This is a genomic window from Micromonospora sp. ATLC20 (genome assembly GCF_057196585.1).
The window spans coordinates 1-3,652 of sequence record NZ_JBXUOV010000307.1 but is presented as its reverse complement, the minus strand read 5'-3'; the positions used below and the strand labels follow the sequence as shown (position 1 = coordinate 3,652).

The following is a 3,652-nucleotide window of genomic DNA, read 5'->3' as shown; positions in this document are numbered from 1 at the left end:
GGGCAGCCCCAGCGGGCGCAACGCCGGGTACGCCGCGAGCGCCGCCCGCAGCCCGGTGGCCGTGGCCCGGCCCAGCCCGAGGCACCTGTCACTGAGCCCGTCGGCCCGGTAGCGCGGGCCCGACCGGTCCAGACGCAGCCAGCGGCGCAGCTCCGCGACCACCGCCGGGTCGGCGTACACCTGCCGGTCGGCCGTGCGCAGCAGCGCGCGCAGCCGCCCGGCCGCCGGCACCGCGCGGACCGCGCCACCGGCCCGGCGGGCGACCGCGTCCACGGCGGCGACCACGTCGGCGTCCGGACCGCCGGTGAACCGGCCCCGGTGGGTACGCCGATCCCACACGTCGGCGGTGCGGAACGGCGTCCGGTACGGCTGCCGTGCCGGACGCAGCCGCCCCACCCGACGGTCGGACTCGTCGTGGTCGGCGGCCCAGTCCAGCCGCAGCCCCGCGTCGGCGGCGACGATCAGGCAGGTCTCCACGAACGCGCCCAGCGACAGACGCAGGTCCCGGCCGCTCGGGTCGCCCGCGGGCAGGGCGTCGGCCGGATCCCAGCCGACGGTGATCGCCCAGCGCTCGTAGCGCAGCCGCCACGGCTGGGTGTTGTGCGCGCTCGGCGCCCGCCAGCACAGCGGCTCCAGCGCGCGGAACGCGGCGAGGTCCATGCTCACCGCTCCCTGGCGTAGAACGTGTAGCCGTGCAGCGGGCGTCCGCCGAGACGCCGGTACTGGGCCGCGGACGCCGGGTTGTCCCGCCCGACGTACGTGCTGCGCAGCGCCGTGTAGCCGCCGTCGTGCAGGTTGCGGTGCAGGTGCTCCGACAGCAGCCGCTGGTAGCCGCGCCCCTGGAACTGCGGCACCACCCCCTTGACGATCAGCACCGCCTCCCGCCGGTACCGGCGCCGGGTCGCCAGCAGCCGCAGCTGGTTGACCGGGTTCAGATCGCCGCGCACCGCGACCAGGAAGTCGCTGACGTCCGGCACGCAGAGCACGAACGCCACCGGCCGCCCGTCGCGGGTCAGGTAGAGCAGCAGCGAGGAGTCCAGCAGGTACGCCAGCCCGTCGGTCTGCCGCCGCAGCTGGGCCGCCGAGATCGGCGTGTAGTAGCCGAGCTGGGCGAAGGAGGCGTTGAGCATCCCCCGCAGCAGGTCGAGCTGCTCGTCGAGCCGCCGGGTGCTCCCCCGGTGCAGCTCCAGCCGCACGCCGTCGGGCTGCACGCCGAGCGCGGGCGGCGGCCCGGCCGGCGGCGGCACCGGGCAGATCCAGGTGTCGGAGACGAACCGCCCGGCGAACCCGTTCTCCTCGTACGCCTCCGGGTAGTACAGCGGGTTCCACGCGCTGTCCACGAAACCCCGGTCGGCGTACCCGGAGGTGATCACGCCACCGGCCTGGTTGGGCAGCAGCGCCACCGGCCCGAACAGCAGGTCCCGGCCGGGCGTGGCGTGCGTGGTGATCGCGTCGAACAGCGGCCCGGCGGCGGACGCGGTGAACTCGGTGAGCCCGAACAGCTGGCACCGGCGGCCCAGCTTCGCGTCGAGGTCCGCGTCGGTGTGCAGCGTGGTCCGCCCGGCCACGGCGCCGGTGGTGTCACGCAGCACGTACATCGGCACGCCGTCGCGCCACCAGCGGCGGATCTGCTGCCGGGGCGTCGGCACGTACCGGGGCTCGTCCGCGTACAGCCGATCGGTGAGCGCGAGGAAGTCGCGCAGGCCGCGCCGGCCGGTCACGCGCTCGAACCGGTGGCCGGTCACCGGCGCACCGCCGGTCCGGTCGTCTCCGCGCCCAGCGGCGTGAACCGCTCGATGTGGCCCATCGCGCCGTCCTCGGCCCGCCACGCGCCGTTTGAGTAGCCGTCCGGGGAGGCGGTGTAGAGCCGGATGAACCCGGCGGTGGCGTTGCGGTCCCCGTCGGTCAGCCACATCATCAGCTTGCGGTGGTGCCGCGTGCGGGCGAAGCGCAGCAGCGCGTCCCGGTCGGTGAAGAACGCGATCGTGCCGAGCGTCAGCGGGAACTGCCAGTAGACGGTGTGCCAGCAGTAGCCGGACATCCGGCGCATGTCCCGCACCATCCGGATCCAGTCGGGGGCCAGGCGCAGCAGCACCAGCGGGTTCGCGTACCGGGTGCCGCCGATGAACATGGCACCGGCGCGGGCCTGGGCCGGGGCGCGGGAGAAGTCACGGGTACGCATCGTTCACCTCACCAGGTAGACATTCTTGATCTTCTGCATGCCGGCGAACGGGCCGCCGTCCGGTTCGTGCAGCTCGACCCGCAGGTCACCGGCGGTCGGGTCCTCCACCAGGGACTGCGCGAAGTCCCGCGACACCGAGGTCAGGTGCGCGCGTACCCCGTCGCGGCAGGCGTCGGCGAGTGCCGCGCGGGCCGCGGTGTCCAGCGGGCGGCGCAGCTCGACGTGGATCACCGGCCGGGTCTCCAGCGCCGCGTCCTCGTGCAGCGTCAGGCAGAACCTGTTGATCTCGGCGGCGTACGGGTTGCCGGTGTACAGGCCGTACTCGACGTCCTGCGGGTAGAGGTTCGCGCCCAGGTAGGACACGGTGGAGTCGCTGCGGCCGAACAGCAGCAGCAGCGGCAGCGTCATCCGCTCCTCGGCCACCGCGGTACGGAACTCGGCGCGGCGTACCGGGTCGGCGTACGCCAGCTCGACGATCCGCCGGTACGGCACCAGCACCGCCTCGTCGCCCACGTTGTAGCGCAGCCGCGGCTGGAGCACGTGCGGGCTCGTGACGGTGCAGAGCAGTTCCCGCCGCTCGTTCGTCTCCAGGTAGGTGGCGAACGGGTTGTACTGGAACACCATCGGCAGCCGCTGCTCGCCGCGGCCGAGCAGTTCCGCGCGCAGTCCCGCGTCGGTGCGCAGCCGTCGCCGCAGCCACACCGTGAACCGGGTCTCCGCGCCGATGCCGATGGTCAGGTCCGACGCCCCGTACGCCGACCGCACCCGCACGAACCGCTGTTCCAGGTAGTCGCGCAGCGCCTCGGTCATGCCCTCGCCGCCGCAGCTGGCGAAGATCCGGTACCGCGACCACTGGAAGTCCTCGGCGTCGAGCCGGTCCCGCAGGTGCTTGAGGAACGGTGGGTACGCGGTCACCAGGTAGTCGTGGCCGGGACCGAACTCGCGCAGCGTGTCGACGATCTTCCCGAGGTCGGGGCCGGTGTTCTTCACGGTGGCGATCCGGGCCATCGCCGAGCCGGTGGTGGTGCCGGTCGCCCAGGCGCCCATCGAGTACGCGTTGATGACGAACGGGCGGCGCATCGGGAACGCCAGTCCGGTGTAGCCGGCGATGTCGCGGTGGACCGCCCGCAGCTCCCGCTCGCCGCGCGGCCAGTTGAACGGCCGCCCGGACGATCCGGCCGACTCGTCGACCACCACGCCCCGCTCCGGCATCCGCCCGTCCCGGCAGCGGGCCGAGGCGTCGTACGCCATCACGTACCCGCGCTTGTCGGTCTCCGGGAAGTCCCGCAGCCGGCGGCGCGGGCCGCCCGGGCGGGCCCGCAGGAACGCCTGGTAGGCGGGCACCCGCCGGGCGGCGCGCACGCAGGTCGACCGTGCGTTCGCGGCGGCGAGCCGGTCCAGGACCGGGTGGTGGCGCCGGGCCAGCCAGCGCCAGCCGGCGGGGTGGTGGGCGACGAGCCGGGCCAGCGC

General features: G+C 74.3%; 4 protein-coding genes. All 4 read right to left on the bottom strand.

Features of this window, described 5'->3' with window-relative positions; all coding sequences use genetic code 11:
• On the bottom strand, positions 1-660 hold a 660-nt coding region (locus AC2CHG_RS30565; protein ID WP_484526115.1), incomplete at its 3' end, for a nitroreductase.
• A gap of 2 nt (positions 661-662) precedes the next feature.
• Positions 663-1,745 carry a hypothetical protein gene (locus tag AC2CHG_RS30560; RefSeq protein WP_484526114.1) on the bottom strand — a complete coding sequence of 361 codons (1,083 nt, stop codon included), beginning with the start codon at positions 1,743-1,745 and terminating at the stop codon, positions 663-665.
• Positions 1,742-2,182 carry a hypothetical protein gene (locus AC2CHG_RS30555; protein ID WP_013285846.1) on the bottom strand — a complete coding sequence of 147 codons (441 nt, stop codon included), beginning with the start codon at positions 2,180-2,182 and terminating at the stop codon, positions 1,742-1,744. Before AC2CHG_RS30555 ends, AC2CHG_RS30560 begins: the two co-directional genes overlap by 4 nt.
• 3 nt (positions 2,183-2,185) lie before the next feature.
• On the bottom strand, positions 2,186-3,652 hold a 1,467-nt coding region (locus tag AC2CHG_RS30550), incomplete at its 5' end, for a phenylacetate--CoA ligase family protein (protein WP_484526113.1).